This window comes from Pseudoxanthomonas sp. (assembly GCF_051953815.1).
GTDB lineage: Bacteria > Pseudomonadota > Gammaproteobacteria > Xanthomonadales > Xanthomonadaceae > Pseudoxanthomonas_A.
In genome coordinates this window covers 1-26,463 of sequence record NZ_JBQCIJ010000024.1, presented here as the reverse complement: position 1 = coordinate 26,463, position 26,463 = coordinate 1, and the positions used below count along the sequence as shown (strand labels likewise).

At 67.3% G+C, this 26,463-nt stretch carries 24 protein-coding genes and 1 pseudogene; 18 read left to right on the top strand and 7 right to left on the bottom strand.

The genetic code is table 11. The features are described from left to right. The 4 genes from ACTHN1_RS06535 to ACTHN1_RS06520 form a co-directional block, all read left to right on the top strand. On the top strand, positions 1-622 hold a 622-nt coding region (locus tag ACTHN1_RS06535), incomplete at its 5' end, for a CheB methylesterase domain-containing protein (protein ID WP_440470147.1). A 145-nt stretch (positions 623-767) separates the two neighbouring features. Then, positions 768-1,958, top strand: coding sequence for a methyl-accepting chemotaxis protein (locus ACTHN1_RS06530; protein WP_440470146.1), 1,191 nt, complete (start codon positions 768-770; stop codon positions 1,956-1,958). Between the two features lie 123 nt (positions 1,959-2,081). Then, positions 2,082-2,738, top strand: a complete 657-nt coding sequence (locus ACTHN1_RS06525) for a sensor histidine kinase (RefSeq protein WP_440470145.1) — start codon at positions 2,082-2,084, stop codon at positions 2,736-2,738. Between the two features lie 2 nt (positions 2,739-2,740). Further along, complete coding sequence (locus tag ACTHN1_RS06520) at positions 2,741-4,453, top strand: EAL domain-containing protein (RefSeq protein ID WP_440470144.1); 1,713 nt, start codon at positions 2,741-2,743, stop codon at positions 4,451-4,453. A 237-nt stretch (positions 4,454-4,690) separates the two neighbouring features. Here the strand turns inward: ACTHN1_RS06520 and ACTHN1_RS06515 are convergent, their stop codons facing one another. From ACTHN1_RS06515 to flgA, 4 genes are all read right to left on the bottom strand, one after another. Next, the gene (locus tag ACTHN1_RS06515) at positions 4,691-5,857 is read right to left on the bottom strand and encodes an ATP-binding protein (protein WP_440470149.1); all 1,167 of its coding nucleotides are present in this window, start codon (positions 5,855-5,857) and stop codon (positions 4,691-4,693) included. 168 nt (positions 5,858-6,025) lie between these two features. Continuing rightward, a complete protein-coding gene (locus ACTHN1_RS06510) occupies positions 6,026-6,376 on the bottom strand; it encodes a flagellar protein FlgN (RefSeq protein WP_440470143.1) in 351 nt (116 codons plus the stop codon). After that, positions 6,373-6,681: a flagellar biosynthesis anti-sigma factor FlgM gene (gene flgM, locus ACTHN1_RS06505; RefSeq protein WP_295382516.1), complete on the bottom strand. Its 309-nt coding sequence runs from the start codon at positions 6,679-6,681 to the stop codon at positions 6,373-6,375. Before flgM ends, ACTHN1_RS06510 begins: the two co-directional genes overlap by 4 nt. A gap of 165 nt (positions 6,682-6,846) precedes the next feature. Then, a complete protein-coding gene (gene flgA, locus ACTHN1_RS06500; RefSeq protein WP_440470142.1) occupies positions 6,847-7,488 on the bottom strand; it encodes a flagellar basal body P-ring formation chaperone FlgA in 642 nt (213 codons plus the stop codon). A gap of 180 nt (positions 7,489-7,668) precedes the next feature. Between flgA and ACTHN1_RS06495 the strand changes: the two genes are divergently transcribed. The 14 genes from ACTHN1_RS06495 to ACTHN1_RS06430 all read left to right on the top strand — a co-directional run bounded on the left by ACTHN1_RS06495 (position 7,669) and on the right by ACTHN1_RS06430 (position 22,620). Next, entirely contained in the window at positions 7,669-8,622 is a 954-nt protein-coding gene (locus ACTHN1_RS06495) for a chemotaxis protein (RefSeq protein WP_440470141.1), read from the top strand. 295 nt (positions 8,623-8,917) lie between these two features. Then, on the top strand, positions 8,918-9,307 hold the full coding sequence (gene flgB, locus ACTHN1_RS06490) for a flagellar basal body rod protein FlgB (protein WP_440470140.1): 390 nt from the start codon (positions 8,918-8,920) through the stop codon (positions 9,305-9,307). 3 nt (positions 9,308-9,310) lie between these two features. Beyond that, on the top strand, positions 9,311-9,718 hold the full coding sequence (gene flgC, locus ACTHN1_RS06485) for a flagellar basal body rod protein FlgC (RefSeq protein ID WP_295382512.1): 408 nt from the start codon (positions 9,311-9,313) through the stop codon (positions 9,716-9,718). A 26-nt stretch (positions 9,719-9,744) separates the two neighbouring features. Then, positions 9,745-10,425 (top strand): flagellar hook capping FlgD N-terminal domain-containing protein, encoded by a 681-nt coding sequence (locus ACTHN1_RS06480; RefSeq protein ID WP_440470139.1) that lies wholly within the window; start codon positions 9,745-9,747, stop codon positions 10,423-10,425. Between the two features lie 49 nt (positions 10,426-10,474). After that, positions 10,475-11,695, top strand: coding sequence for a flagellar hook protein FlgE (flgE, locus tag ACTHN1_RS06475; protein ID WP_440470138.1), 1,221 nt, complete (start codon positions 10,475-10,477; stop codon positions 11,693-11,695). A 202-nt stretch (positions 11,696-11,897) separates the two neighbouring features. Next, positions 11,898-12,650 (top strand): flagellar basal body rod protein FlgF, encoded by a 753-nt coding sequence (locus tag ACTHN1_RS06470; RefSeq protein WP_440470137.1) that lies wholly within the window; start codon positions 11,898-11,900, stop codon positions 12,648-12,650. Positions 12,651-12,843: 193 nt separating this feature from the next. Beyond that, entirely contained in the window at positions 12,844-13,629 is a 786-nt protein-coding gene (gene flgG / locus ACTHN1_RS06465) for a flagellar basal-body rod protein FlgG (RefSeq protein ID WP_440470136.1), read from the top strand. An 8-nt stretch (positions 13,630-13,637) separates the two neighbouring features. Further along, positions 13,638-14,324, top strand: coding sequence for a flagellar basal body L-ring protein FlgH (flgH, locus tag ACTHN1_RS06460; RefSeq protein ID WP_440470135.1), 687 nt, complete (start codon positions 13,638-13,640; stop codon positions 14,322-14,324). A 130-nt stretch (positions 14,325-14,454) separates the two neighbouring features. Continuing rightward, positions 14,455-15,537, top strand: coding sequence for a flagellar basal body P-ring protein FlgI (locus ACTHN1_RS06455; RefSeq protein ID WP_440470148.1), 1,083 nt, complete (start codon positions 14,455-14,457; stop codon positions 15,535-15,537). Further along, positions 15,537-16,610: a flagellar assembly peptidoglycan hydrolase FlgJ gene (flgJ, locus tag ACTHN1_RS06450; RefSeq protein ID WP_440470134.1), complete on the top strand. Its 1,074-nt coding sequence runs from the start codon at positions 15,537-15,539 to the stop codon at positions 16,608-16,610. The genes ACTHN1_RS06455 and flgJ overlap by 1 nt, the downstream gene beginning before the upstream one ends. Positions 16,611-16,622: 12 nt before the next feature. Continuing rightward, on the top strand, positions 16,623-18,509 hold the full coding sequence (gene flgK / locus ACTHN1_RS06445; protein WP_440470133.1) for a flagellar hook-associated protein FlgK: 1,887 nt from the start codon (positions 16,623-16,625) through the stop codon (positions 18,507-18,509). Beyond that, a complete protein-coding gene (gene flgL / locus ACTHN1_RS06440) occupies positions 18,506-19,708 on the top strand; it encodes a flagellar hook-associated protein FlgL (RefSeq protein WP_440470132.1) in 1,203 nt (400 codons plus the stop codon). Before flgK ends, flgL begins: the two co-directional genes overlap by 4 nt. 460 nt (positions 19,709-20,168) lie before the next feature. Next, positions 20,169-22,019 (top strand): hypothetical protein, encoded by a 1,851-nt coding sequence (locus ACTHN1_RS06435; RefSeq protein WP_440470131.1) that lies wholly within the window; start codon positions 20,169-20,171, stop codon positions 22,017-22,019. A gap of 346 nt (positions 22,020-22,365) precedes the next feature. Then, complete coding sequence (locus ACTHN1_RS06430; protein ID WP_440470130.1) at positions 22,366-22,620, top strand: XAC0095 family protein; 255 nt, start codon at positions 22,366-22,368, stop codon at positions 22,618-22,620. Positions 22,621-22,744: 124 nt separating this feature from the next. On the opposite strand, the gene ACTHN1_RS06425 is transcribed toward ACTHN1_RS06430, so the two are convergent. The 3 genes and pseudogenes from ACTHN1_RS06425 to ACTHN1_RS06415 all read right to left on the bottom strand — a co-directional run. Beyond that, positions 22,745-23,089, bottom strand: a complete 345-nt coding sequence (locus tag ACTHN1_RS06425; protein WP_440470129.1) for a hypothetical protein — start codon at positions 23,087-23,089, stop codon at positions 22,745-22,747. A gap of 10 nt (positions 23,090-23,099) precedes the next feature. Next, complete coding sequence (locus ACTHN1_RS06420) at positions 23,100-24,119, bottom strand: RHS repeat-associated core domain-containing protein (RefSeq protein ID WP_440470128.1); 1,020 nt, start codon at positions 24,117-24,119, stop codon at positions 23,100-23,102. A gap of 12 nt (positions 24,120-24,131) precedes the next feature. Next, a pseudogene (locus tag ACTHN1_RS06415) lies at positions 24,132-26,463 on the bottom strand (RHS repeat protein); the annotation flags it as partial.

The window sequence follows — 26,463 nt, the reverse complement described above, 5'->3', positions numbered from 1 at the left end:
GGCGGCCGCGGCCACGCAGGCCGCGCCGGTCATCAAGTACCGCACCACCGACCGGCTGATCGCCATCGGCGCTTCCACCGGCGGCACCGAGGCGATCCGCGTGATCCTGGAAGCGATGCCGGCCGATGCGCCCGCCACCGTCATCACCCAGCACATCCCCGCCGCGTTCAGCCGGCCGTTCGCCGAACGCCTGAACCGCCACAGCAAGATGACCGTGGTGCAGGCCGAGGACAATATGCAGCTGCTGGCCGGCCACGCCTATGTCGCCCCCGGCGGGTTGCACCTGCGCGTGCAGCGCAGCGGCGCGCGCTGGCACTGCCGGCTGGGCGAGGACGACCCGATCCGCCGCCACCGCCCCAGCGTCGACGCCCTGTTCGAATCGGTGGCCGTCGCCGCGGGCGCCAACGCCAGCGCCGCCCTGCTCACCGGCATGGGCGACGACGGCGCGCGCGGCCTGCTGGAAATCGCCCAGGCCGGCGCGCCCACCTTCGTCCAGGACGAGGCCACCAGCGTGGTCTGGGGCATGCCCGGCGCGGCCGTGCGGCTGGGCGCGGCCAGCGAGACCGTGCCGCTGGACGAGGTCGCCGAACGCCTGGTGCAGCTGGCCGGCCAGGCCCGCTGACGCCATTTTCCCGGCGCGCGCGTTTTTCTCCGCGCATTCCCACCCCGGTCACAGTTTCGTCCGCGCGCCATGCATCGCCGCGACGAACGCTAAAGAGCCATCCCCCATGGCCGATATCCATACCGTGATTCAGTAGAGAGCACCCATGTATTCGCGCATTCTGGTTCGTCTTGCCGCTCCCCTGCTCCTGACGCTGGTGTTCCCGCTGTCGGTCGCCTTCGACTGGCCCGGTGCGGTCCAATGGGCCATCCTGACCACGATGACGCTGGCCTGGCTGCTGTTCGCCTTCCTGACGGTATGGGGCGCGCAGAAACCCAGCGCCGAGCACGCCAGCATCCTGCGCGAGCAGGACACCCTGCTGAATGAACTGCGCCGCTTCGTCGGCAACGAAATCGAAGGCTCCCGCTCCGAAATCGACCGCGCCCGCGGCCTCATCCGCGACGCCGTCGGCGGTCTGGGCGAGAGTTTCGACGCGATGATGCGCAAGTCGCGCGAGCAGAGCCAGGCGGTGTCGCGCATCGTCGACCGCGCCGGCGACGGCGACCGCGCCGGGGTGGACGTGGCCCGTTTCGCCCAGCACGCCAGCCAGCGCATGGAACAGCTGGTGGAGGCGCTGGAACAGGTCAGCGGCCAGAGCACCACCACCGTGCACCACATCGACGAGATGGCCCAGCACCTGGATGGCATCTTCTCGCTGCTGGAAGACGTCAAGTCGATCGCCGACCAGACCAACCTGCTGGCGCTCAACGCCGCCATCGAAGCGGCCCGCGCTGGCGAGGCCGGTCGTGGCTTCGCGGTGGTCGCCGACGAGGTGCGCAACCTGTCCGAGCGCTCGACCGCCTTCAACGAGCAGATCCGCAAGCTGGCGCACAGCTCCAAGGACGCCATCGCCAAGGTCCGCGAGACCGTCTCGCACATGGCCTCGCGCGATCTGGATCGTTCCCGCGAAGCGCGCGGCGAAGCGGCCAGCATGCTGACCCAGGTCGCCGCCATCAACGCCTCGCTGGGCGACGGCATGCGCGAGATCTCCCAGTGCGGGCACGCCATCGACCTGAGCGTGGCCGAGGCGGTGCGCGCCCTGCAGTTCGAGGACATCGCCACCCAGTCGCTGGGCAGCGCGGTGACCCACCTGGATCGCCTGACCACCATCAACCAGGAAGCGCTGGCCCTGCAGGAACTGCTGCACCGCAGTGGCGGAGTGATGGACCAGGAACTGCTCTCGGCCCTGCGCCACATCGGCAACCGCCTGCGCGACCGCCGCAGCGAATGGGAGCGCCCGCCGCACAAGCCGGTGGCGCAGCAGAACATGGGCGCGGGCACCGTCGAGCTGTTCTGATTCCGACGCGATGGCGTGTTCCCCGACGCCGGCGCCGCCTCCGCGGTGCCGGCGTTTCCATGTCCGCCGCCCGCGCGACCGGCAACTGGCATACTGACGCGACTGTCCCCTGACCGTTGTCCGATGACGGCCCGCACACCGCCCAGCCCCGCCCCCGCTCCGTCCGCCACGACCGATGCCCTGCGCGAGCTGTACGCGCGCCAGGAAGCCGAGCGCAAGCAGGTCGCCCGGGCGCTGCACAACGAAATCGGCCAGGCCCTGTCCGCGATCAAGATGTCCGCGCACCTGGCCGGCGACGAGGACGATGCCGCGCAGCGCCGCCAGGATCTGGACGACATCGTGCGCATCGCCGACGACACCGTCGCCCGCCTGCGGGATCTGTACGCCGACCTGCGCCCGCCGCAGATCGACACGCTGGGGCTGGCCGCGTCGCTGCGCGGCGAGGCCGAACGCTGGCAGGCGCGCTGGGGCGTGACGCCCCGGCTGGATCTGGCGGATCCGGCGCCGCGTTTTCCCGCCGCGATCGAACTGGCCGCGTTCCGCCTGGTCCAGGATCTGCTGCTGCCGCTGGAGCGCGTCACCACGCTGGACGTGCGGCTGTCGTCCGCGCGGGCGGGCATCGCCACGCTGGAGGTCGATCACGACGCCGCGCCCGCGGATGCGCTGACCGCCGCGCTGCTGCATTCGCGCGCGCAGGCCAGCGGCTTGTCCCTGCGGCTGCCCGGAACGGCCGGGACCCCGCGCCTGCGGGTGGCGCTGCCCGCAGCGGAGGAGGACTGAGGATGTCCGCCTACCCCGCCCCCGCCTCCATCGCCCGCCTGGGCGCGCAGGATCCGGAACTGCAGGCGCTGGTCGACGAGGCCGTGCGCGGCGGCACCCCGCTGATGCTGCTGCACCTGGACATCGATCACTTCCGTTCGATCAACGAGAACATGGGCGCCGACGTCGGCGACCAGGCCCTGCTGCTGCTCGGCCAGCACCTGGCCACCCAACTGGGGCCGGACGCGCGGGTGTGGCGCCAGGGCAGCGACGAATTCATCATCGCCATGCCGCGCCTGCCGCAGGTGGCCTCGCCGGACGAGTTCGGCGCCTTCGTGCGCGATCAGGTGGAACTGCCGATGGCGGTGCTGCCGTACACCCTGTTCCTCACCGCCACGGTCGGCATCGCCCTGTGCCCGGAGGACGCCACCACCGCCAGCGGCCTGCTGCAATGCGCGGAAACCGCGGTCGGCCAGGCCAAGCACGAAGGCCTGAACCTGGTCCGCCGCTACGCCCGCGACGCCGCCATCAGCGTGCGCAGCGACAGCATCATCGCCCGCCAGATCGTCAACGCGATCGACAACAACGAATTCCGCCTGCACTACCAGCCGCAGATCAACGCCCACGACGGCCGCGTGGTCGGCATGGAAGCGCTGCTGCGCTGGCACTCGCCGGCGCTGGGCGTGCTGGCCCCGGAACGCTTCATGCACGTGGCCGAGAAGCTGGGCGTGATCGTCCAGATCGGCGACTGGGTGCTGCGCCAGGCGTTCCGCCAGGCCCGCGTGTGGCGCGACTGGGGCTTCGACGACTTCGAGATCGCGGTCAACGTCTCCACCCTGCAGCTGCTGCGCCCGAACTTCGTGATGGAAGTTCTGGAGGCGATGCAGCTCGCCGGCATTCCGCCGCAGATGGTGGTGCTGGAAGTGCGCCAGAACGCGCTGGCCAAGGACACCCTGCTGGTCCACCGCACCCTGGCCAGCCTGCACCGCGAAGGCGTGCGCCTGACCCTGGACGACTTCGGCATGGGCGATTCCAACCTGGACTCGCTGGTGCGTTTCGCGGTGGACAAGATCAAGATCGATCGCAGCTTCGTGAAGGGCGTGCCGGCCAGCAACCGCGAGGTCGCCATCACCTGCGCGATCATCGCCATGGGCCACCAGCTGGGCATGAAGGTGATCGCGCATGGCGTGGAAACCGATATCCAACTGGGTTTCCTGCGCCGCAACCACTGCGACATGTTCCAGGGCCACCTGTTCGGCGAGCCGATGTCCGCCGAGGACGCCGGCGCGGTCCTGCGCCGCCGCTACCTGCGCGCCGACGCCTTCGCCGCGACCAAGCCGGATCGCACGCTGCTGTTGCTGGACGACGAGGAGAACATCCTGCGTTCGCTGGTGCGCCTGTTCCGCCGCGACGGCTACCGCATCCTGGCCGCCTCCAGCGTCAACGACGCCTTCGAGCTGCTGGCGACCAACGACGTCCAGGTCATCCTGTCCGACCAGCGCATGTCCGACATGAGCGGCACCGAGTTCCTCGGCCGCGTGCGCGTGCTCTACCCCGATACCGTGCGCCTGGTGCTGTCCGGCTACACCGACCTGGCCACCGTCACCGAGGCGATCAACCGCGGCGAGATCTACCGCTTCCTGACCAAGCCCTGGAACGACGACGACCTGCGCGAACACATCCGCCAGGCCTTCACCACCCACGAGAACCTGCCGCACCACCGGGTTCTGGGGTGACGCCGCTCCGGCGCCTGCCGGAATGACGGGACGGGCTGCTTCACCACGACAAGGGTGCCGTCATCCCGGCGAACGCCCGGATCCATTTCTCCTCACCGCCCGCACGACTTGCAGGCCCGCGCCCAAAGCCCTGGATTCCAGCTTTCGCTGGAATGACGAATCACCAGAATGACGGATCAAACGACACTCCCGCCTGCGGCCATCCTGCGTGCCGCCACGGTGAGCAGGCACTCGAACTCAGGGGACCTGCGCGTCCCTCACCGGCTGCCGCACCGGCAGGGTGATGCGGAAGCGCGAGCCTTCGCCCGGCTTGCTGTCCACTTCGATGCGGCCGTTGTGCTTCTTCACGATGCCGTAGGAAATCGACAGGCCCAGGCCGGTGCCGCTGCCGACCGGCTTGGTGGTGAAGAACGGATCGAAGATGTTCTGCAGGATGCTCTCGGGAATGCCGCTGCCGGTATCGGCGATTTCGATCCAGACCTCTTCGCCGGCCAGTCCGGTGGCGACGCTGATGCGGCCCTTTTCCTCGATCGCGTGGCCGGCGTTGAGCAGGATGTTCATGAACACCTGGTTGAGCTCGGATGGCAGGCACTGCACCAGCGGCAGCTTGCCGTAGTGCTTGTCCAGGGTGACCTTGTACTTGAGCTCGTTCCAGATGATGTTGATGGTCGAATCCAGCCCGTGGTGCAGATCCGCCAGCTTCCACGAATCGTCACGGCCGGAATAGGAGAAGTCCTTGAGGCTGCGCACGATCTGGGTCACCCGCTCGATGCCCTCGCGCGATTCGGACATCAGCTGCGGCAGATCGCTGGTGATGAAATCGATGTCGCAGCGCGCGCGCATGTCGTCGATTTCCGGCAACAGCGCCTTCGGATCCGGCGCGCGCAGGGCCCGCTCGTACACCTCGATGAGCGCGAACAGGCTGTGCAGGTACTCCTGCAGCGAGCCCAGGTTGGAATGCACGTAGCCGATCGGATTGTTGATCTCGTGCGCCACGCCGGCGGCGAGCTGGCCGATGGAGGCCATCTTCTCCGACTGCACCAGCTGTTCCTGGGTGCCGGCCAGGCGGATCAGGGTCTGCCGCAGCTGCGCGTGGCGGCGCTGCAGTTCCTGCTGGCGCGCATGGCCTTCGCTGATGTCGTGGAACAGGATCAGCGCATAGCCGTCATCGCCGGGCGCATGGTGGTGATAGATGCGCAGTTGCAGGATGCGGCCATCCTCCAGCCCCAGTTCGCCGCTCCAGCGGCCGGTCGCGCGGGCGGCGCGGCGCGCCTCCGACGGCACCAGATCCAGCAGCGCCTGCAGCGATTCCGGATCCTCGCCCTCCGGCAGCAGCGCGAGCGCGGACGCGTTGGCGTGCAGCGCGCGATCGTCGCCGCGGCACAGCAGCACGCCATCGTCCATCAGCTCGGTGAGCGCCTGGATGTCGACGAAGGAAGGAACGTCCGCGGGAACGCGGGAAACGGGAGAAACACTCACGACGGATGGCCCTGCGCAAGGGTCTGGCGGCAACGGGGGCCGCCAGTATCGGCAAGCGTCACGATGGCGGCAAGCACGCGCCCGCCGCGTGGCTCAGACCACCGCGAGCGGGCGGCTGCCGCGCAGGACGTCGGTCTGTCCGTTGGCGTCGTAGGCGCCGCTGCTTTCGCTGCGCCCAAGGTGACGCAGTGCCCAGTTCACTTCGCGACGGCGGCGCGCCAGCAGCGCGCCATTGGCCTGGTTGGCCTCGGACAGCTCGCGCAGGCGGGCTTCGAACGGCGCCGCCGGCTGCGCGGGCATCCGGTTTTCCAGTTCGCGCAGCGAGGCGAGCTTTTCACGGGTCGAGCGCACCAGCGCTTCGACATCGTGCTCCAGGATCGCGCGACGCTCCTCGGCCAGCGCCGAGGCCAGGCGCTCCAGTTGCGTCTCCGGTCCGGCGCTCATCGGCCGAGCTGGCGTTCCAGGCTCAGCATGCCGTCGGCGATCGCCTCGGCGTTGATCTGATACGTGCCGGCCTGCAGGGCGTCGCGGATCTGCTGCACGCGCGCGGTGTCCACCGCCGAAGCCGAGGACAGTTCGCGTTGCAGCGCCTGCAGGCTGGTGGCTTCGCCGGTCAGGCGCAGGCTGTCACCGCCCGCGCTGGCTTCCACCGGACGCGAACGTTCGGCGCCGGAGGCCGCCACCTTGCCACCGACGGGACCGGTGGTGCGGATGGCAGAAGGCGCGTTGCCTTCGATTTTCTGGCTCATGTCGGTCTACCTGTAGCGGGTTCAAACAGCATATCGGCCGTCAAAGGCAAAGCTTTAGTGACGGAATCCACATTTTTTATCGAAAGCGCAGCCGGGGCGCACTTCCCTGCAAGCTCGGTATCGGCAGCCCCGCCGGGGACTTTAGGGCCGCCCACGCATTTTTTTTCATCGGTTCACCCAGACGTCGCCGCCCGGGCCCACCACGCCCTGCACCACCCGGCGCGAGGACAGGTTTTCGACCGTCACCCGCTCGTTCTCGCCGGCGTCGGCCAGCGCCTTGCCGGCGACCCGCACTTCGACGCCGCCGCGCCGCGACACCAGCGCGACGTTGTCGCCGCGCCGGATCAGGCGGGGCGCGACCAGATCGTTGGCGCCCAGCACCGAACCGGCGGTCAGCATGCGCCGCGCCACCTGGCCGACCACCTGCGCCGGATCCGTCAGCGCGCCGGCGCCGACCCGGCCCCCGTCGCGGGTTTCGGCGACGAAGGCGTCGGCGGTGACCACCTGGCCCGGCGCGATGCCGCGATTGAGCACCAGCACGGTCTGGCTGCGCCGCACCCGCACCGGCACGAACAGGCGCCAGCCCTGCGGACAGCTGACTTCGACCGAACTTCCGTTCTGCACCCGCGCTTCCAGCGCGGCGCCGCAACGCGGCAGGCGCAGCGAGGGATCCAGCGTGGCCTCGGCGGAACCGGCCGACGCGACCGCGCCGATGGCGGCCTGGCGGATGCTTTCCACCGGCTGGAAGTCCGCCGCGGGCACGGCGAATGCCGCCAGCAGGGCGGGCAGCAGCGCGAGTCGTCGCATGGGCGGGCTCCGTCGGATCATCGCGCCGATGGATGCAAGCCGCGTGCCGTCGCGCAGGTCGGCCATCCCTCCGCGGATCCGCGCGCGGATGGCGCCACGGCCGTCGCAGGTCCTTCCACGCCCTGTCCGGACCTGGCGCGCCGGACCTCAAGCCGCCGCTTCGCCGGCCGATATGCCTGCATGACCCAGGATCTGCTCAACCGCATCGACCAGCGCACCCGTCTGGCCGGCCACAACCGGCTCGCCCTGTTGTTGTTCCGCCTGGGCGGGCGTCAGCTTTTTGGCGTCAACGTCTTCAAGGTGCAGGAAGTCCTGCGCCGGCCGCCGCTGTTCCAGCTGCCCGGGCTGCCGTCCGAGTTCGCCGGCGCGGCCGACGTGCGCGGCCGCTCGATTCCGGTGCTGGATCTGGGCCTGAGCATCGGCCACCCCGAGCGGGATCCGGATCCGGCGCGCGCGCCCAACTATCTGGTCGTCACCGAATTCAACCGCTCGGTGCAGGGCTTCCTGGTCAGCGACGTGGAACGCATCGTCAACATCGCGGTCGAGGACATCCATCCGCCACCGGAACTGGGCGCCGAAGCCAGCTACCTGACCGCGGTCACCCGCTTCCAGGGCGAGCTCATCCAGGTGATCGACGTGGAAAGCGTGCTGGCCGACATCTCGCAGGCGCGCATGGACGCCCCGCTGGCGCCCGAGATGGCGCTGCCGTCCGACGCCCCGCCGTTGCAGGTGCTGGTGGTGGACGATTCGCGGGTGGCGCGCTCGCAGATCCGCAGCGTGCTGGACCAGTTGGGCGTCAGCGCCACCCTGCTCTCGGACGGCAAGCAGGCGCTGGACCACCTCCTGCAAATCCACGCCGCCGGCGAGGACCCGGCCGAGCGCTACGCCATGGTCATCTCCGACATCGAGATGCCGGCCATGGACGGCTACACCCTGACGACGGAAATCCGTCGCCACCCCGGCCTGGCCGGCCTGTACGTCCTGCTCCACACCTCGCTGTCGGGCGTGTTCAACAACGCCATGGTCGAGCGGGTCGGCGCCAACGCCTTCGTCGCCAAGTACAGCCCGCACGAGCTGGCGGACTACGTGCTGAACCGGTTGAAGCAGGTGGTGGCGACGAAACGGGCGGCCTGACGGCCGCCGGGATTCGGGATTGATAGCCCCCTTGACCAGCCATGCGGCTGTCAAGAGCGGAAAAGGGGGCGGGCGGCCGCGTCGGCGGACGACGGGGGATTTGCGCGGTGCCAGGAGCATCGACAAGGAGCAAATCCCCCTCGGTTCCCCTTTTTAAAGGGGGAGGCAAACGCCTCTCGTGCCGAGGTCTCTCTTGACAAGGAATGGCACCGGCGCAACGCGCGCCGCCGGGCGCCGCCGGCGGACTGGCACAAGCCTTGCACCCACCCGGGCAACGTTCCCAACGGGGCCCGCCATGTCCAATCCCATCCGCGATTACCTCGGCGTCCACGCCGCCGCCCTGCCGCTGCGCGAGCAGCGCATGCAGCTGATCGCCAGCAACCTCAGCAATGCGGACACCCCCAACTACAAGGCCAGGGATCTGAACTTCCAGGCCGTGCTGGAGAACGCCGCCGCCCGCCAGGCCGCCCCGCTGCAGACCAGCGACGCCCGCCACCTCGATGGCCTGGAGTTCGGCCCGCAGATCTACGAGCGCCAGGGCGTGCAGCCCAGCCTGGACGGCAACACCGTCGACGCCGACACCGAGCGCGCCGCCTACGGCCGCGCCGCGCTGGAGTACCGCGCCTCGCTGAGTTTCATCGAATCCAAGGTGCGCACCATGCTCACCGCCATCACGGGCCAATAAGCCATGAGCAACCTGCCGATCTTCGATGTCGCCGGTTCCGCGTTGCAGGCGCAGTCGGTCCGCCTGAACACCATCGCCAGCAATCTCTCCAACGCCGATTCCATCGCCTCCTCGCCCGACGCGGTCTACAAACCGATCGAACCGATCTTCCAGGCCCGCCCGCTCAACGCCGACGGGTCGCTGACTTCGGTGCAGGTCAAGGAGATCACCCAGAGCGAGGCGCCGCCGATCAAGCGCTACGAGCCCGGCCACCCGATGGCCGACGCCGAAGGCTACGTCTACGCGCCGGACGTGGATCCGGTCGCGCAGATGGTCAACCTCATTTCCGCCTCGCGCGGCTACCAGGCCGGCGTCGAGGTCCTCAACACCGCCAAGGAACTGGCCCTGGCCACGCTGACCATGGGCCGCTGACGCGGCCCGTCCACCGGAGCAACCGCATGACCACCGCCGTCAACGGCGATCCCTTCGCCGCGATCAACAACAGCACCACCGGCACCGGATCGAACAAGAAGAAGGAGAGCCTGGGCCAGGCCGAGTTCATGCGCCTGATGACCGAGCAGCTCAAGCACCAGGATCCGCTCAAGCCGCTGTCCAACAGCGAGTTCATCGGCCAGCTGGCGCAGTTCTCCACCGTGCAGGGCATCAGCGAGCTCAACACCACCGTCAACGGCTTCACCACCGCGCTGACCGGCGACCAGGTGCTCAAGGGCGCCTCGCTGGTCGGCCACGACGTGCTGGTGCCGTCGGAAAAACTCGCGCTCGCCGCGCAGGGCGACGCCACCGGCCTGGTGATGTCGCCCGGCGCCGGCACGCTCAAGGTGGAAATCACCGATGCCAGCGGCGTGGTCGTGGACACCATCGAGATCGACGCCGCCAAGGGCGAGACCGCGTTCGCCTGGGACGGCGTGAAGCCCAACGGCGAACGCGCGCCGGCCGGCGTGTATTCGATCAAGGCCACCCACACCGACGCCACCGGCAAGGCCACCAAGCTCAACACCTACGTCGATTCGACCGTGGAAAGCGTGACCATCGGTTCCGATGGGCTGTACCTCAACCTGCCCGGCCTGGGCACCGCCCCGCTCGACTACGTGCTGCGCATCGGCAAGTCGGCTTCCTGATCCCTGACATCCACGGGCCATCCGACCCGGCATCCGCAAGGAGTTCACCATGGCTTTCAACAGTTCGCTCTCCGGCATGAAGGCGGCCAACGCCGACCTCAACGTCACCTCGCACAACATCGCCAACGTCGGCACCACCGGCTTCAAGGAATCGCGCGCCGAATTCGCCGAGGTGTTCTCCACCACCGGCTACGGCCTGCTGCGCAACGGCATCGGCGCCGGCGTGCGCCTGACCAACGTGGCCCAGCAGTTCTCGCAGGGGGACATCAACCAGACCGGCCGCTACCTGGATCTGGCGGTGGACCGCGAAGGCTTCTTCACCGTCAGCAACAACGGCACCAACGTCTATACCCGCGCCGGCAACTTCCAGCGCGATTCCAACGGCTTCGTCACCACTCCGGACGGCTTCCGCCTGCAGGTGTTCCCGCCGCGCGCCGACGGCAGCGGTTTCGACACCGGCCGCCTGGTGGATCTGCAACTGCTGACCAGCGACAGCCCGCCGGCGCCGACCACCCTGGTGAACCTGGCGGTCACCCTGCCCGGCAACGCCCAGCAGCCCACCATCGCCCCGTTCAATCCCAACGACGGCAACAGCTACAACGAGACCACCTCGGTCACCGTGTACGACTCGCTCGGCGTCGCCCACCAGCAGTCGGTCTACTACGTGAAGACCGCCACGCCGAACGAATGGCAGGCGCACGTGTACGTGGACGGCACCTCGATGGGCGCGGCGACCACCGTGCGCTTCGACAACAACGGCGCGCTGACCCTGCCGACCAACGGCCGCATCACCCTGGCCCCGTTCACGCCGACCACCGGCGCGGGCGTGCTCAACATGACCCTGGACATCAGCGGCACCAACCAGTACGGCGAGGCCTTCGCCAAGAAGGACCAGCGCCAGGACGGCTATGCCAGCGGCAAGCTCAACGAGTTCACCGTCTCGCCGGAAGGCGTGGTCTACGCGCGCTACTCCAACGGCGTGGACCGCGCCATCGGCCAGGTCGCGCTGACCAACTTCACCAATCCGCAGGGCCTGGTCTCGCAGGGCAACAACACCTGGACCCACAGCTTCGCTTCCGGCGAACCGCGCACCGGCGCGCCGGGCACGTCGGATTTCGGCCAGGTCGCCTCCGGCGCGCTGGAAGCCTCGACCGTGGATCTGACCGAGCAGCTGGTCAACATGATCGTCGCCCAGCGCAACTTCCAGGCCAACTCGCAGATGCTGTCCACCCAGGATCAGATCACCCAGACCGTCATCAACATCCGTTGATGACGGTCGCTTGGGCGCGCCGAAATAGCCAGAACCAAAGCCCCCTTTGAAAAAGGGGGCGGGCGCCAAAGGCGACGGGGGATTTGCCCTTCGCGCAAACAGTCATATCCCCCTCAATCCCCCTTCTCCGAAGGGGGAAGCAAAGCCAAAGCGGCTCTTCCCAATCCCGAATCCCGAATCCCCAATCCCGAATCCCGCCCCCATGGACAAAGCCCTGTACGTCGCCATGACCGGCGCCCGCGCCTCGCTGCAGGCCCAGGGCGCGGTGTCGCACAACCTCGCCAACGTGGACACCAAGGGCTTCAAGGCCGCGCTGGCCGCGACCGAGGCATTCAAGATTCCCGGGCAGGGCTTCCCCTCGCGCGTGGACGCGGTGCTGACGGATCCGGGTTTCGATTCCCGCACCGGCACCCAGATGGTCACCGGCCGTTCGCTGGACGTCTCGCTGCAACCGGGCCGCTGGCTGGCGGTGCAGGCGCCGGACGGCGGCACCGCCTATACCCGCAACGGTGAACTCAGCGTCACTCCCAACGGCCAGCTGGTGACCAACGGCGGTCGTTCGGTCCTGGACGAGAACGGCAATCCCATCGCCATTCCGCCCGCGCAGTCCTTCGACCTCGGCGCCGACGGCACCATCTCCATCGTGCCGCAGGGCGAAGGCCCGCAGACCATGGCGATGGTCGCGCGCATGCGCATCGTCGACGTGCCGGCCTCGCAGCTGGTGCGCGGCGCCGACGGCCTGATGCGCCCGGCCGATCCGACCCAGCCGCCGCCGCCGATGGCCCAGGGCAACAGCCTGACCACCGGCGTGCTGGAAGGCAGCAACGTCGACGCCGCCGGCGCGCTGGTTCAGATGATCCAGTTGCAGCGCCAGTTCGAAATGCAGGTCAAGGTCATCCGCACCGGAGACGAAATGGCCCAGTCCTCCAATCAGCTGCTGCGGTTGGGAGGCTGAAGGCCGTGAACCGGGAATGGGGAAGCGGGAATCACGAAAGCGCGTTTGTGGCTTGCGTCCCGGTTTCCATCCGCGCCGGGATTCCGACCGTTCCATTGGCACGGCGCTTGCCTGTTCCTTTCCACGAAGAGGGCGCCGGCGGCTGTTTCGATTCCCGATTCTCCATTCACGATTCCCAACCAAGGACCACGCCATGAACCAGGCACTCTGGGTCGCCAAGACCGGGCTCGATGCGCAGCAGACGCGCATGTCCGTGGTCTCCAACAACCTGGCCAACACCAACACCACCGGCTTCAAGCGCGATCGCGCCAGCTTCGAGGACCTGCTGTACCAGCAGCTGCGCCAGCCCGGCGGTTCGACCTCGCAGCAGACCCAGCTGCCGTCCGGCGTGCAGTTGGGCACCGGCGTGCGCGTGGTCGCCACCTCCAAGGATTTCCAGCAGGGCAACCCGCAGCAGACCGGCCGCTCGCTGGACGTGATGGTCAACGGCCGCGGCTTCTTCGAGGTGATGCTGCCCGATGGCACCTCCGCCTACACCCGCGACGGTTCCTTCCAGATCAACGCCCAGGGCGAACTGGTCACCAACAGCGGCTACGCCGTGCAGCCCGGCATCCAGGTGCCCGAAGGCGCGCAGTCGATGACCATCGGCAACGACGGCACGGTCAGCGTGACCATGGCCGGCGAGGCGCAGGCGGTGGAAATCGGTTCGCTCACCCTCACCGACTTCGTCAATCCGTCCGGCCTGCAGGCCAAGGGCGAGAACCTGTACGTGGAAACCACCGCCTCCGGCCCCGCCCAGAACGGCACGCCCGGCCTGAACGGCCTGGGCAACCTGGTGCAGGGTTCGCTGGAAGGTTCCAACGTCAACGTGGTGGAGGAACTGGTCAGCATGATCGAAACCCAGCGCGCCTACGAAATGAACGCCAAGGCGATCTCCACCACCGACTCCATGCTCGGCTATCTGAACAACAACGTCTGAGGCCCGCCATGAACCGCCTGTCCCGCATCGCCACCCTCGCCTGCTGCGTCCTCGCGCTGGCCGGCTGTTCGCGTTCGTTCGGCGACGTGCGCCCGTTCGCGCCGATGCAGCCGGTGCAGGTGGTGATGGCGGCGCAGGCCGAACCCACGTCCGGGGCCATCTATCGCGCCGGCCCCGGGCTCAACCTGTACTCCGATCGACGCGCCCGCGATGTCGGCGATCTGCTGACCATCAACCTGATCGAGAACACCAACGCGCAGACCAGCGCGACCACCCAGGTCGACAAGACCAGCGAGGTCTCCCTGGCGGCGCCCAACATCGCCGGCGCACCGCTGACCTACAATGGCCGCGACCTGCTGAGCGCCTCGGTCAAGGGCGATCGCGGCTTCAACGGCAACGGCAAGAGCGCGCAGAGCAACCGCCTGCAGGGCAGCGTGACCGTCACCGTCATCCAGCGCCTGCCCAACGGCAACCTGGTGGTGCAGGGCCAGAAGAACATGCGCCTGAACCAGGGCGACGAGCTGGTCCAGATCCAGGGCATCGTGCGCGCCGCCGACATCGCGCCGGACAACAGCATTCCCTCCAGCAAGGTGGCCGAGGCGCGCATCGCCTACGGCGGCCGCGGCGCCATCGCCCAGTCCAATTCGATGGGCTGGCTGGGGCGCTTCTTCAATTCGCCGATCTACCCCAACTGACCGGACCGACGGCCCGCACCGGGAGCACCGCATGATGGCCCTCCGCCTTCCCTTCCAGCGCAACCCGCACACGCGCAGCCGGCGTCGCGCCGATCCGTGGGTCGTGTTCGGCGGCCTGTTGTGGCTGCTGATGGTGCTGGCCTGCCTGGCGCCGTCGGCCCGCGCCGAGCGCATCAAGGATCTGGCCCAGGTCGGCGGCGTGCGCAGCAATCCGCTGGTCGGCTACGGCCTGGTGGTGGGCCTGGACGGCACCGGCGACCGCACCAGCCAGGCGCCCTTCACCGTGCAGAGCCTGAAGAACCTGCTGGGCGAACTGGGCGTCAATGTGCCGCCCAACGTCAATCCGCAGCTCAAGAACGTCGCCGCGGTCGCCATTCATGCCGACCTGCCCGCCTTCGCCAAGCCCGGCCAGCCGATCGACATCACCGTCTCGTCCATCGGCAACGCCACCTCGCTGCGCGGCGGCAGCCTGCTGATGGCGCCGCTGCGCGGCGCCGACGGCGAGGTCTACGCCATCGCCCAGGGCAACCTGGTGGTCGGCGGCTTCGGCGCGCAGGGCCGCGACGGCTCGAAGGTCTCGGTGAACGTGCCCAGCGTCGGCCGCATCCCCAACGGCGCCATCGTCGAACGCGCGGTGCCCAACGCGATGAACGACGGCAGCGGCAGCGTCACCCTCAATCTGCACCAGGCCGACTTCACCACCGTCTCGCGCATGGTCGCCGCGCTGGACCAGCGCTTCGGCGCCGGCGCGGCCTACGCGGTCGACGCGGTCACCGTGGCGGTGCGCGCGCCGGCCGACGCCGGCGGCCGGGTCAACTTCCTGGCCCAGGTCGAGAACCTGGAACTGACCCCCGGCAGCGCGCCGGCCAAGGTCATCGTCAACGCGCGCACCGGCACCGTCGTCATCGGCGCGCAGGTGCAGGTCATGCCGGCCGCGGTCACACACGGCTCGCTCACCGTCACCATCACCGAATCGGCCAACGTCAGCCAGCCCAACGCCTTCAATCGCGGCGGCCAGACCGTGGTGACCCCGCAGTCCAACGTGCAGGTGACCTCCGAGGGCAACCGCATGTTCAAATTCGAGGGCGGCACCTCGCTGGACGAGATCGTCCGCGCGGTCAACGAGGTCGGCGCCGCGCCGGGCGATCTGATCGCCATCCTGGAAGCGCTCAAGCAGGCCGGCGCATTGCGCGCGGAGCTGGAAATCATCTGATGAACGTGCTGCAGCCCGCCCTGCCGCTGAATCCGACCGCCAACCCGGCGACGGACAACGCGCGCATCCACGAGGTGGCGCGGAAGTTCGAGGGCCAGTTCGCGCAGATGCTGATCAAGTGCATGCGCGAAGCCAGTTTCGGCGATTCGCTGTTCCCGGGCGAAAACCAGATGTTCCGCGAGATGTACGACCAGCAGCTGGCCAAGGCGATGACCGAGGGCAAGGGCATGGGGCTCGCGCCGATGATCGCGCGCCAGCTCGGCGCCACCGACACCGCCACCGCGCCGGTGCCAGTCAACACCGCGCTGTCGCAGTACCGCCGGATGATGCCTTCCGGCGCCGGGCAGATGCTGGACGTGATCGCCGGGCGCTCGCCCGCGGCGTCGAATGCGACCGCCGACGCCAGCGACCCGGGCGCCGCGCTGGGCCTGCCGCGCATCGACTGGGCCGCGCTGACCGCGCCGGAAGCGCAGAGCGCCTGCGACGAGGTGGAACAGATCGCCAGCGCCAATCCGCAGCAGTACGCCCGCAACACCCCGGAACGCTTCGTCGCCGAGATCTGGGAACACGCCCAGCGCGCCGCGAAGGAACTGGGCGTGGATCCGCGCGCCCTGGTGGCCCAGGCCGCGCTGGAAACCGGCTGGGGCAAGCGGGTCATCCAGCGCGACGGCGGCGGCAGCGCGCACAACCTGTTCGGCATCAAGGCCACCGGCTGGAAGGGCGAGCGCGCCCGCACCGGCACCCACGAATACCGCAACGGCGTGCGCCAGAACGAGACCGCCGATTTCCGCGCCTACGCGTCGCCGGCCGAGAGCTTCGCCGATTACGTGCGCCTGCTGAAGAACAATCCGCGCTACCAGAAGGCGCTGGCGGCGGGCAAGGACATCCACGGTTTCGCGCGCGGCCTGCAGCAGGCCGGCTACGCCACCGATCCGTCCTACGCCAGGAAGATCGCCAGCATCGCCACCGGTCCCACCCTCGGCAAGGTCATCTCGGCCGTCGGCAACAGCGTCGGCGGTCCGCTCGGCGCCACGGTGGGCCAGGCGCTCGCCAGCCGCTTCCTGGGCCGCTGAACGGAGTAGTCCATGTCCAACCTCCTCGCCACCGGCAGCAGCGCCCTCCTCGCCTTCCAGCGGGCGCTGTCCACGGTCAGCCACAACGTCGCCAACCTCAACACGCCGGGCTACTCGCGCCAGCGCACCGAGTTCGCCGCGCGCGACGGCACCTTCCATGGCTACGGCTACCAGGGCGGCGGCGTGCAGATCGTCGACGTCCACCGCATGGCCGATTCGCTGGCCACCGCGCGCCTGCTCGACAGCACCGGCGAACTGAACCGCCTGCAGCAGATGTCGGTGCTGTCCAACCGCCTGGACAGCCTGTTCTCGGAAAAGGCTACCGGCATCGCCGCGCCGTGGTCCGGCTTCTTCGATTCGATCAGCGCGCTGTCGTCCAGCGCCGCCGGCGCGGCGGATCGGCAGAGCGTGCTGGCCCAGGCCAACGCGCTGGTCACCCGCTTCAATCAGATCGATCAGCAGCTCGACAAGGTGGATGGCGAGGTCAACAGCGGCCTCACCTCCAGCGTCGGCGAGGTCAACCGGCTGGCCAAGGAAATCGCCCAGCTCAACGGCCGCATCGGCAACAACGCCGCCAACGCCTCCGGCGATCTGCTCGACCGTCGCGATCAATTGATCAGCCAGCTGATCGGCTACACCGGCGGCACCGCGGTCCAGCAGGACGGCGGCCAGATCAACGTATTCACCGCCGGCGGCCAGCCGATGGTGGTCGGCGCCACCGCCAGCTCGCTGGTGACCGTGGCCGACCCCTATCGCCCCGAGCGCCTGCAGGTGGCGCTGGAAACCAACGGCCAGCGCGTCACCCTCGACAAGCGCGCCCTTGGCGGCCAGATCGGCGGCCTGATGGAATTCCGCAGCACCGTGCTGGACCCGGCCATCGCCGAACTGGGCCGCATCGCGATCTCGCTGGCCGAAACCTTCAACGAAGGCCACCGCGCCGGCATGGACCAGTACGGCCAGATGGGCGGCGATTTCTTCACCGCGCCCCGGCCGCAGATCTCCGCGCATTCGGGCAACACCGGCAACGCGTCGCTGCAACCGGCGCTGGGCGATCTCGGCGCGCTCAACGGCAGGAACGTGATGCTGCGCTTCGACGGCAGCAACTGGCTCGCCAGCGATCCGGACACCGGCGTTTCGATTCCCATTTCCGGCACCGGCACCGCCGCCGATCCGCTGGTGGTCAACGGCGTGGAACTGGTGCTGGCGACCGGCACCGCGCCGGGTACCAACGATCGCTTCCTGCTCCAGCCCACCGCGGGAGCGGCCGGCACGATCAAGGTCGCGGTCAGCGATCCCAGCCGGATCGCCGCCGCCACGCCGGTCAAGGCGAAAGCGGATCTCGCCAATACCGGCATCGGCAAGCTCGGCGCGGTCACCGTCACCAACCCGGCGGATCCAAACCTGCTGGCGCCTTCGGTGATCGAGTTCATCGACGCCAACCAGTACACCATCGACGGCGCCGGTCCGTTCACCTACACACCCGGCCAGGCGATCACCCACAACGGCTGGAGCGTCACCCTGGACGGCGCGCCCGCCGCGGGCGACGCCTTCAACCTTGGCCCCACCGGCGCCAACTCCAGCGACAACGGCAACGCCAAACTGCTGGCCAACCTGGACGACGCGCGCAAGCTCAACGGCGGCACGCTCACCCTCAACGGCGCCATCTCCGGCCTGACCACCACGGTCGGCTCGGCCGCGCGCCAGGCCGACTATTCGGCCGAGGCCCAGCAGGTGCTGCAGGATCAGGCGCAGGCCGCGCGTGATTCCATTTCCGGCGTCAACCTGGATGAAGAGGCGGCGGATCTGATGCGCCTGCAACAGGCCTACCAGGCCGCGGCGCAGATCATCTCCACCGCCGACACCCTGTTCCAGTCCCTGCTGAGCGCCACCCGCCGATGAACAATCGCATCTCCACCGGACTGATGTACCAGCAGTCGATCACCACGATGCTGGCCAAACAGGCCAAGCTGGCCCACACCCAGCAACAGCTCGCGTCCGGGCAGAAACTGATCAGCGCCAAGGACGATCCGGTCGCCGCCGGCAACGCGGTCGGGCTGGACCGCACCCTGGCCGAACTCGAGCGCTTCGCCGGCAACGCCAGCACCCTGCAGAACCGCCTGGGCCTGCAGGAGAACGCGCTCAAGCTGGTCGGCGACGCGATGGCGCGCGTGCACGAACTGACCGTGCAGGCCAACAACGCCGCGCTCGGCGACGACAGCCGCAAGGCGATCAGCGCGGAACTGAAATCCATCTACGACGGCCTGCTGGATCTGGCCAACAGCACCGACGGCACCGGGCGCTACCTGTTCGGCGGAACCGCCGATGGCAGCGCGCCGTTCGCTCTGGCCGCCGGTGGCGTCATCTACAGCGGCGACCAGACCCAGCGCCAGATCGAAATCGCGCCGGACACCTTCGTCTCCGACACCCTGCCCGGCAGCGAGATCTTCCTGCGCCTGCGCACCGGCACCGGCCGCATCGACGGCGCCGCCGCGGCCGCCAACACCGGCACCGGCCTGCTGATGGATCTCAGCGTCACCGATTCCAGCGCCTACGACGGCGGCCAGTACAGCATCCGCTTCACCGGCCCGACCACCTACGAGGTCTACGGCGCCGGCCCCACCCCGATTTCCACCGGCACCTACACCAAGGGCCAGAGCATCGCCTTCGCCGGCGTGCAGGTGAAGATCGACGGCCAGCCCAACGCGGGCGACGCGTTCAACGTCGGTCCCTCCGGCACCCGCGACGTCTTCGCCACCCTCAAGAACCTGATCGGCGCGCTGGAAACCAATCCGACCACCGACGCCCAGCGCGCCTCGATGCAGAACCAGTTGCAGGCCGCCATGCGCGACGTGGCCAGCGCCCAAGGCCACATGATCGACGCCCGCGCCAGCGGCGGCGCCCAGCTGATGGCCATCGACAGCGCCGCCGAACTGCGCGACGCCAACGCCGTCACCCTCAAAGGCACGCTCTCCAGCCTGCGCGATCTCGACTGGGCCGAGGCCATCGGCCGCTACAACCTGGAAAACACCGCCCTCCAGGCCGCCCAGAGCGTGTTCATGCAGATGCAGCAGCTGTCGTTGTTCAAGATGATGGGGTGAGGGGCGACTGGCGACGGGATTCGGGATGACCGGCCATGCGGCCGTTGAAAGCCGGGAATCGGGAATCGGGAATCGGGAATCGGGAATCGGGAATCGAATTGAGCATCGCCCGATGGTCGCTCCATGGGCAATGGGAGGCCAGACCTTATCCCGCGCCTTCCCGGAACAAACAGCATTCCCGAATAAACAACGGCTCCCACCTTTTGCAGCGCTTCTCGACAGCCGAATGGCTGGTCAAAAGGGGGACCGAGGGGATTTGCTTTTGGCATCCTCATTCAAGCCATCGCCCGCTCCCCGACCCGCAACTCCAAGCAATGGCGCGCATGCCCCGTGCGTCTTGCGTGTCGCGGCCTGGGTCCCGCTTCGCTTGCATCCAATCGCCGCATCCCGGATTCTTCCCGACAGGATTCGGGACAAGGAAGTGCTGAGGCGGCGCTTCCGCGAAAGGAAGGGGGATCGAATGGACGTCTTCATCAGATTCGCATTCGCGTGGCTGCTGGCCGTATCGCTGTTCTGCCTTTCCGCGCAGGCGCAGGAAGTCCGTCCACAGGACGAATACATGAAGCGCCTGAAGGTCTATCAGACCATCCAGCCCCTGGGTGACACGCCGTTCGGCGAGAACGTCAACCTCTATACCGGCGAGCTCAGCTTCAGCCAGACCGACATCACGCTGGAAGGTACGGGCCCGGCCATCGTGCTGACCCGCGAGACCACCACGGTCCAGACCCGCGACACGCGGACCCAGCCGAACGCCTTCCACGACTGGACGCTCAACATTCCCCGCATCGAATCACTGATGCCCATGCTCACCATTCGCACGACGCCCGGCATGGATCCCGTCGTTTCAACGCCGGGCAGCTACTGGAAAACCCAGACCGTCGCCAACGACACGGTGGGCACGGTGGCACGCTGCACCTACTTCGGCTTGCCGGTGAAGAAGGGAACCTTCGTTCTCGATGACTGGTGGCAGGGCTACGAACTGATCACCCCGACGGGTCGCCAGCAATTGCTCAAGCGGGTCCCGGAAAACACGCAGGTCCCCGCGACCGGTGGTCCCTACCCCGCGGTTACTCAGCAGAACTGGCAACTGGGTTGCCTGCCCGCCACCAGCAATGGCCAGCCCGGCGAGGGCTTCCTGGCCATCTCGCCCTCCGGCGAGCGCTACTACCTGGATCATCTGGTCGGCGAGCGGGCCGCCGGCATCGTCCAGGAGGTCCCGCCGGATGGCCGTTTCTACCTGCAACGCATGCTGGGCACGCTGTACGTCTCCCGCGTGGAGGACCGCGTCGGCAACTGGGTGAAGTACCACTACTGCCCGCCTCCGGCGTACGGCAACGCCTGCGGTGATCTGTCCGGCAAGCTCCATCGCATCGAAGCCAGCGATGGCCGCCTCGTCGACCTGACCTGGCGCGGCGACGCCCGCGTCGTCGATCACATCACCGTGCAGGCCGCGTCGACATCGCCGCGCACGTGGCAGTACGAGTATGTCAGCGAGATATTGTCCGGTGTCACGCGATACAAGCTCTCCGCCGTGGTGCAGCCCGATGGCGGTCGATGGACTTTCAATCTCGCGGATCTGGGCGGCAACGTCACGCCCGAATCCTTCAACGATTGCGCCAGCGGCGGCAGCCACGCCCAGGCCACCGGCGGCCTGACGACGTCCACGCTGACGCATCCCAGTGGGCTCGTGGGCACTTTCGGCACCACCGCCACCTGGCACGGCCGAAGCTACGTGGAAAGCGCCTGCCTGCAGCAGAGCGCCGACACCTTGCCCTATGAGGCCATTCCCGCCATCTACGGCACGCTCGCCCTGCGGCAGAAACAGTTCTCCGGCCCCGGCATTCCCACCCGCACCTGGACCTACACCTACCCCGACGCGCAATACACCACCGTCCAGCACCCCTGCGCGGCAGCGGGCACCTGCGTGGAAACCAAGACGGTGGCGGTGACCGATCCCGAAGGTGACGTCACCCGCTATACCCACAGCACGCGCTGGGGCGCGGGAGAAGGCAAGCTGCTGTCCACGGAAGTGTATGAAGGTTCGACCCAACTGCTCCGTCGCGACGATCAGTCGTACGCGGCCTCATCGGCGGGCCCCTACCCCAGCCGGATTGGCGACTCGATGCAGGGCTGGCGTAGCAATCTCGCCAAATCGGAAACCTGGACGCCATTGCGGCAATCCACCACCACCCAGGAGGGCAGGCGCTTCATCTGGCAGGTCGCCGGCAACTGCGTCGCCAATGCCGCCTATTGCTTCGACCAGCAGGCGCGTCCCACCAAGGTGATCAAGACCAGCGAGCCCGCGCCGTAGTAGCACTACCCAGGCTCGTCCTCACTCAGCCGTCACTAGTACGAATTCGTGAGCGCACAAACATTAGCGTAAAAACGCTCAAAGTTAGTCGACACTGCGCAACGTCACCCGCAGACTCCGGCATCAGGAAGTCAGAACTCCTTACGTAGCGGCACCAGCTCCGTCATTCTGGTGACTTCACTACCAGCAATGGGTGAAAGACGGCATTCCTAGTTTCAATGCCGGGAGTTGGGCGAATACAAGACCCGCAAGGGAAACAACCCAACCGACTACGTACGGTTTCTGACCTCCCGGCACCCGGCCGCTATCGCGCGCCGGGATTCTTCAACGAAGAAATGGAGGTCGCATGACCAACGTACGTATGGTCTATCTGTTGGAAGAAGAAACCCAGCTGCACCTGATCCAGCTGCGTGATCACCTCAAACTGCTGTCCCTGCTCGCCAGTCCCCGCTTCCGCAAGGACGAGCACCACAGCCTGCCCATCCCGCTGCAACCCCTGAGCGACTGCTTCGCCGGCCTCTCCGACGAAGCCAGCCATATCCTCGACCAGCTCCGCTGGCACTCTGGCAAACCGGACGCCGACTCGGCCAACGACGCGTAACAAGAACGCGGGCTGCTAGCGCCCGCGTTTCATAAAAAATATCTCGCTCAACGAACAATGAAACTCTATAAAAGAACGAACTATTGTCACGCGTCTTCAAGGTAAATTTCGTTCCAGAACGAGATTACTCAATTAGTGGACTTTGATCATAGTACTCATTATCACTTTCACAAAAAGCAACACCACCAGCAACAACAAACCCATCACACCCAACTCCGGTTAACTTAAATTTCTTCTTCTCATTCATGCCTGCCAGGATCATACGATTCTCTTCAAAGCCCCTCCCTTCCCAAGAAAGCTTGAGATCATTAAAAACTGTTGGAAGGGAAACATAAATTACATCAACGAAAAGAACGTCGATCTGAGAATCGCGCTCCGTACTTCTTGTAGACCTAAGCAGTAGCTTTCCATGACTAACCGAGTACGTCCAAAGCTGAAAAACACCCTTCCACTCAACACTCGATAACATTGATGCTCCCTCAGAATGGATTCGGCAGAAGGTTTCCTGCTCTATCAACAAATCTAACCTCACCAAGGCGCCCAGCTTGCGCCAATTGACTAAGCTCCCAGTTCGTTGCTGATGCACCTGGCCTTGTCACAGCACCCATGATTTTTGAGTATACGGATGTTCCTGCCAATCCTTCTACGCTCACGGTAAATCGTGCAGATGGATTACCCAATGCAGTCACAAGTGTTTGGCGCCATGCTGGATCTTTCAAGAGCGTCTGCCCGCCCACACGAGCCGCTGTTTCCTCTAACCCGAAATTGCGCAACCCAAGCACGAGATGTTGTGCCTTTCCAGCCGCACGAAAAGTTAGAAATCCGAATCCCGCAACTTTCACACCATTTCCCGCTGGCGAGAATAGTAGCGGAGGGAAAACTGCATCCCAAAGAGATCCGAAATCGGTCAAACTTCCTGGACCACTGAGCAAATTGTAACCTGACCAAAAATATGGGCGTGCTGGCTGTGACGCCCCCTCGCTTGAAGACTTTGCCCCCTCCTCATCGGAGGAGTATGACCCAGCATCACATCCACTTACGCCACAAAAATTTTCTCTATCGCGCTGGCGTTTTGCCTCGGCGCGAGACTGTCTTCCGTCGGGATCGACAAACTTGTAAGGGTTATTGTTCGCATACCAGTACCGATTGAAGTTGGCTCCCGGACTGGAGTACGCCGTCACCGGGTCCACCGACAGGAACCGTCCGATGGTCGGGTCGTAATACCGCTGTTGCATGTAGGTCAGCCCGGTGGCCGCATCCTGCACATGCCCGGTGAAGCCCGGCCCATCCGTCAGCGGCCGGTTGACCAGTTGCCCGTAAGGTTCGTATTCGCTGCGTTCGATGACCACGCCGGCGGCGTCGGTCACCGCCACCGGCGTGCCCAGCGCGTCGGTATGAAGGTACTCCACCGTGGTGGTCTGGGCCTGGGCCTGCGGTGCTCCCGCCAAGGAGGCGACCAGGCAGAACAGGCCCGCGAAGATTGAGTTGAGTCGGTTCATCGCATCCTCTCCTTATGGCGCAATCGGACCGACCCAGGCCGAACAACCGGCCGGGCTGCAGGCACGCACCCAGAACTGGCGTACGCCACGCCCCGTGGTGCCCCAACTCGGACTGGCGCCGCTGTAAGGAATGGTGGGTGTCTGGGTGCCAATCTGTTGCTGCACTTCGTAGTACGTCGCCCCCGGAGCTGTGTTCCAGCTCAGGAACCAGGTGATGAGCGGAGGTCGGACGCTGGTGTCCGATTCGCTATACCCCCCGAACCCCGTCGGCGCCGGCGGGATGGCCGAGACCACCGTATTCACCACGGCCGAGTACGTCCCCGCGCAGCCGCCCGCGTTGCAGGCAATCGCACGATAGCCATAGGTGGCCGGCGCTCGTCCGGTCAGGCCGATGGACGTGGCCGCACCGGTGTACACCGCCACCCAGCCACCGCCGTTGACCTGCTCTTCCAGGTGGTAGCCGTTGGCATTGGCCACCGCCGTCCAGCTCACCGTGTGGCTGCCCGTGCTGGTGGTCGGCGCCGTCACCGTCGGCGCGCCGCTGGGCGGCAAGGTCACCTGGGTGGTGGCCGTGGCCGAGTCCGCGCCGCAACCAGCCGCATTGCAGGCCCGGGCCCGGTACGCATAACTGCCCGTGCCCTTGCCGCTGACGGCCACGCTGCCGCCGGCCGCGTTGTGGATGTTCGTCCAGCCACCGCCGTTGGCGCTCTCCTCCACCTGATAGCTGGTGGCTCCGCCCACCGCACTCCAGCTCACCGTGTAGCTGCCGGTATTGCTGCTCGCCGGTGTGGTGACCGTCGGGGCGCCGGCCGGCGTGTACACCGCCTGCACCGTGGCCGTGGCCGAGTACCCGCCACAGCCGGCCGGGTTGCACGCCTTCACCCGGTAGCCGTAGCTGCCGGCCGGCTTGCCGGTATAGCCCTGGCCCAGGTTCGGCCCGCTGTAGGCCGCCGTCCAGGCTCCACCGTTGACGCTCTCCTCCAGGGTGTAGCTGGTCGCCGAACTCACCGCGCTCCAGCCCACCGTGTAGGTACCGCCCAGCGCCGTGGCCGGCGCGCTCAGGCTCGGCGCGCTGCCCGGGGCGAACTGCACCGCCACCTCGCTGGTCCCGCTCCAGTTGCTGCAGCCGCTGTTCAAGCACGCCCGCACCCGGTAGCCGTAGTTGCCGGCCGCCTTGCCGCTGAAGCCCTGGGACGTGCCCGCGCCGCTGTACACCGTCGTCCACGCCCCGCCCGACACCGCTTCCTGCAAGGCATAGCCGTTGGCCCCGGCCACCGCGTTCCAGCTCACCGTGTAGCTGCCGGTGGTGTTGAACCCCGGCACCGTCAGCGTCGGTGTGGCCGGCGCGGTGGAGTTGACCACCCGCGCCACCAGGCTGCCGCCCAGGTAGACATAGGCCGTGGTCTTGGCCTGGCGCTCGTCGGACTGGTACAGCAACTGACCGCTCTGACTGTACTGCGACAGGATGTTGCCGCCGGGCATCCACGCCAGGGCTCGCCGACCATGGCCGTCGTAGCGGTAGGACTCCTTGGTCGGCACGTTCCGCAGGCGGTTGCCGTAGTCGAACTCGTATACCTGCGCGTTCTTCTGCGCCAGGTTGCCCTGCGGGTCGTACTGCAGGCCCACCACCGTGGCCCCGCCCACGCCGTTGGTGACGTTGGTCAGCCGATGGTTGGCGTCGTACACGTAGGCGTAGGTCCGCGGCTGGCTGCCGCCGGTGATGCCCACCGTCTTCAGGTTGTCCAGCGTGTCGTAGGTGTAGGTGGCCGTGCCAAAGCTCGGGCCGCTGGCCTGGGTCAACCGGTCCAGGCCGTCATAGCCCAGGCTGCGGCTCTGCCGGCCTCCGGCCGTGTGGTCGGTGATGCCGGCCACGTTGGCGTTGCCGTCGTAGGCGTAGGCCAGGTCCAGCGGGTTACCGCCGCCGCTGTCGGTGCTGCGCGCCGGCAACTGCCGCGCGTTCTGGGTCATGGTGTGGACGATGCCGTTGCCGTAGGTGAACTGTTTGATGCCGCCATTGGGGTAGTACTGCACCCCCACCGCATACGGCCCGGCCTGGGTCGCCTGGCCCAGCGCATTGGGCGCATAGACCACCGACAACCCGTTCGGGTAGGCCTGCGCGGCCAGGTGGCCGTTGGGGCTGTAGCCATAGCCGGCGTTCCAGGTGTACCAGGTGCCTTGAGTAACACTCTCGCCGGTCAACAACCCGCGCTTGTTGTAGCTGTAGTGGTTGGTGACCGTGCCCGTCGCCGGTCCGTCGTTGTCCGTCACGATGGTCTGCACCGCCCCGGTCGGCCAGTAATACCAGGTCTGGTTGCCCTTGCTGTCCGGGAACAGGAGGGACTTG